We start from the raw sequence: 3,360 nt of genomic DNA on the forward strand, positions 1-3,360 counted from the left end.
TCATCCAGATAGCGAATATATCGCAAAAAGTGCAGAAAAATACGAAGAATTTTTACTAAAATTTTAAAATTTACAAAGGCACAATCGCCTTTTTAGTCGCAAAATTTTATTTTAAAAAGTGACGGATGAAGATCGTCTCTTTTCATCCGCACTGCTTGGCACGGCACGCTTCCTGCATCGCTATTTTTTGCGTTGCACACGCAGCCTGCTGACGTAATCCCACGCCCTTTTGATCGTAAAATTTTATCCTCCTAAAGGGACAAAAATTTGATTTAGAATTTATATGAAATCGCCATACTAAGCGCTTTTTCGTAGCGACTATCCGTAATCGGCGAGCGCGAAATTTCATCGGAAAATCTATCCACGCCCGCCGTAGCACTCACTTCAAATCCTTTGCCTAATTCGTAAAGCGCCGTAAGATGCACGCCTACTGCACTTGCACTACCGGGCTTATATGTGCTGCCGATGCGTCCGCCGAGTTCGTCCTCACCGATACCGAAATAATAATTACTCATCTTGCTAGAAAACACTTCATAGCTGATCGCCGGCGTCAAGGAAAATTGCTGCGAAATCGGCACGGAATACGATGCTTCCGCGCCATAACTACTGCCGCGCTTGCCACCCTGCGCATGTGCGGACAGCTCAAAATCACCGAGGTTTACGCCCACTTCGCCGCCGAGAGCAATTTGTTCGTTGCGGTTATGAATACTTTGATAGCCGGGTTTTAACTTGTTTGCTTTCACTTTCCAGCCATCGAATGCCTGTACATAGATAGTTGCAAAGACATGTTCGCCCAGATTCGCATTATATCCTACCTCCATACCATCAATGTAAAATCCGCCATAATTTATGGAGATACCTAGTATTGGGGCTATTTTAGTACGATCTTCCGTGCGAAACATTCCATCATAAAACGCTACGCCGATACCGACGCTTACACCATTTTCCTCGCTATGCGCGCTACTCACATCGTCTCTGTCAAAACCTTTCGCCGATAGAGCGCCCGAAGCTATACTTATCGCTAAAACTACTGAAAAAACTCTTTTCATCTTACTTCCTTTAGTTAAAGATTAATTTTGAATGATATTATTTTTTCACTTTTTATTTTCTTACAGCACCGATAAAATTCTGCCGCATTCAGCGTCTCGGCTCATTCGCGCAAATTTCTAAAGGCGCGGCAACATCGTACCTTCATTCCTTGATCGCCGCAACTTGCCGTATCGTAAAAATAAAATTCCATTGCTAGATATTTATTAAAATTTAAGAGCAACGGAAGCGGCGCATTTTATAAGAATGCGGCTTTGTATACGGGCGCTATTACCGCTAAATTTCAATTAAAAAGCCGTCAGACTTATGCCCGCTAAAATTATCAGGAATTTAAAGCTCAAATTCCGCAGGCATCCGCGAAATTCCATATTTGCTCAAGCTACCGCAAAATTGCCTTATCCAGCGACGCGATTTACCCAGATCAAAAACTCGTCGCTCGGGTTCTCGTCGTCCATATGCGCGGGCGTGACGAGCTCAAGCGCTGTTTGCGGGATCGTCGTTTTGAACGTCTGTGTTACCCACTGCTGAAATTTCACGTTTGGATGCACGATAAAATCGTCATCCTCGCTGTTTGGCGGCGCACTAAAATCCTCGTCCCAGCAGATTTCATCATAACCGATTGCGAGCAATCGCAAAAAATCAAGCCCGCTATGAGCCAAGACGCAGGTCATGCTCGAGCCCGAGCCGGAGCCCATGTGCACGATCTTCGTCTCGCCCGCATCGTCCAGCCACAGCGCGCACATCGAGCCCTCCGAGCCGCTGCCTGCGAACACGCAAAGCCGCTGCTTGATCTCCGCGGCAAGCTCGCGATCCTCGCCGTAAAACCAATACCTTAGCTCCTCGTCGCGATTTTTCGGATCATCCGTGAAAAAGACGATGTCCGTGCCGCCCTCGCGCTCATCGTCGCTCCAGCTCTGCCGTAGTCGATCCTGCGGGTAGAGATAGCCGCGTCTGCGCCCGCCAACGTCGTCATAAAAGCTGTTTGCTTCGATCCACGCATAAAGCGCCTGGGTCTCGCTTGGCACGCGCATGCCCTGCGGTAGCGCTTCGCGCAGCTGCGCTAGTAATAAATTTTCCACGATCGCTCCTTTTGCTAAATTTGCCGCTCGAATTTTACTGCGTTTCGGCTAAATTTACGGATATCTTTCTAATATCTGCGGCGTTTTACGCGCCCCGTCGCCGCAAGCGCAAATCGGGCTCTTAAAATTTAGTTTTTTGCTTGTGATACACGCGCCGCAGCGGTATGAGCGCATATTTGAAAAAGGGTATGAGAATTTTCAATAGAAAAATGCGTAAAATTTTACGACTTAAATTTTACTATCTTGCAATCGCTTTGCTATATTTTTTGTAAATTTACGATTTTAAATTTAGCTCTCCGCAAAGAGTAAAATTTTAGCGATATCTATAAATTTAAAATTTCTCGCGCCTTTTGTTTGCACGCCTCAAATTTTTGCTCAAACTCCGCGCGTCTTTTCAGCTCGTTTTTCGCCCCTATTTTGGTGTACCCAGAGCCTCGCCCCAGAAAATATACATAGCCGGTATCTTTAAACTCCACCGCAAGCGGCATTTGCGCGCCCTCTACGCCCTCGCAAATAAGCTGAGCAAGCGCGTACTCCTCCATCGCAAAGGCGTACAGATACAGGCTTATCTTTTTTAGATTTTTAAGAGCGGCAAGCGGCAAGAGCGCCGGATATGGGGCCTTGCACTTTATCCAGGTTAGTTTTAGCACTTCAAGACCGCATAAGCCTTTGAGAAACTCGAAATCTACAATCGGCTGATCCCAATCTAGCGTGCCGTTGATACACAGATATCGCAGCGAGGCTATGCCGCCAAGTCCCGAAAAATCGATCACTCTGCGTAAATTTTCAAAATACGCCGATCTTAAGTTTTTCAGCTCGCGCAGAGGCGAAAGATCGCAAAATCCCGATACGTATTCCAAAACGAGCTCCTGCAAAAGCGGCAGCTCGGCGAGAAAATCGATATTTTTTACTTGAACTCTCGTAATGCGCAGACGCTTAAGCTGCCTAAGTCTCCGTAGCGCGGTGATCTGCTCCTTGCTCGGAAGATGCAGAGTAAGCTCCTGCAGATCCCCACACTCAAAAATCTGCTCCCAAAAAGGAGTATTCGCCCCGATAGTAGCGATCCGCAAGCTCTGTTTATCCGCCACGGGGCCGTTTAGCGCAAATGCGAAACGCTCTCGGTTGGGCACCATCGCCCAGTAATCGTCCTTTCGATCTAGTAGATCCGCAAAGTGGTGTATCATTCGTAGTCTCCGTTTTTGAAATTTTAAAGCGCGAATTTTATCGCGCTAGC

General features: G+C 46.8%; 3 protein-coding genes. All 3 read right to left on the reverse strand.

Annotated features, from left to right (window positions below; genetic code table 11):
* Window positions 1-272: 272 nt before the first annotated feature.
* Window positions 273-1,049, reverse strand: a complete 777-nt coding sequence (locus tag Q0257_RS05340; RefSeq protein ID WP_298022489.1) for a MipA/OmpV family protein — start codon at window positions 1,047-1,049, stop codon at window positions 273-275.
* 393 nt (window positions 1,050-1,442) lie between these two features.
* Window positions 1,443-2,126 (reverse strand): SMI1/KNR4 family protein, encoded by a 684-nt coding sequence (locus Q0257_RS05345; RefSeq protein WP_298022493.1) that lies wholly within the window; start codon window positions 2,124-2,126, stop codon window positions 1,443-1,445.
* 323 nt (window positions 2,127-2,449) lie between these two features.
* Window positions 2,450-3,310, reverse strand: coding sequence for a hypothetical protein (locus tag Q0257_RS05350; protein ID WP_298022496.1), 861 nt, complete (start codon window positions 3,308-3,310; stop codon window positions 2,450-2,452).
* Window positions 3,311-3,360: the final 50 nt, after the last annotated feature.

Source organism: uncultured Campylobacter sp. (assembly GCF_938018035.1).
Classification (GTDB): Bacteria; Campylobacterota; Campylobacteria; order Campylobacterales; family Campylobacteraceae; genus Campylobacter_B.

Coding starts and splice junctions, on each gene's coding strand:
- Q0257_RS05340 (WP_298022489.1), bottom strand. CDS start 1,049: ATGAAAAGAGTTTTTTCAGTAGTTTTAGCGATAAGTATAGCTTCGGGC.
- Q0257_RS05350 (WP_298022496.1), bottom strand. CDS start 3,310: ATGATACACCACTTTGCGGATCTACTAGATCGAAAGGACGATTACTGG.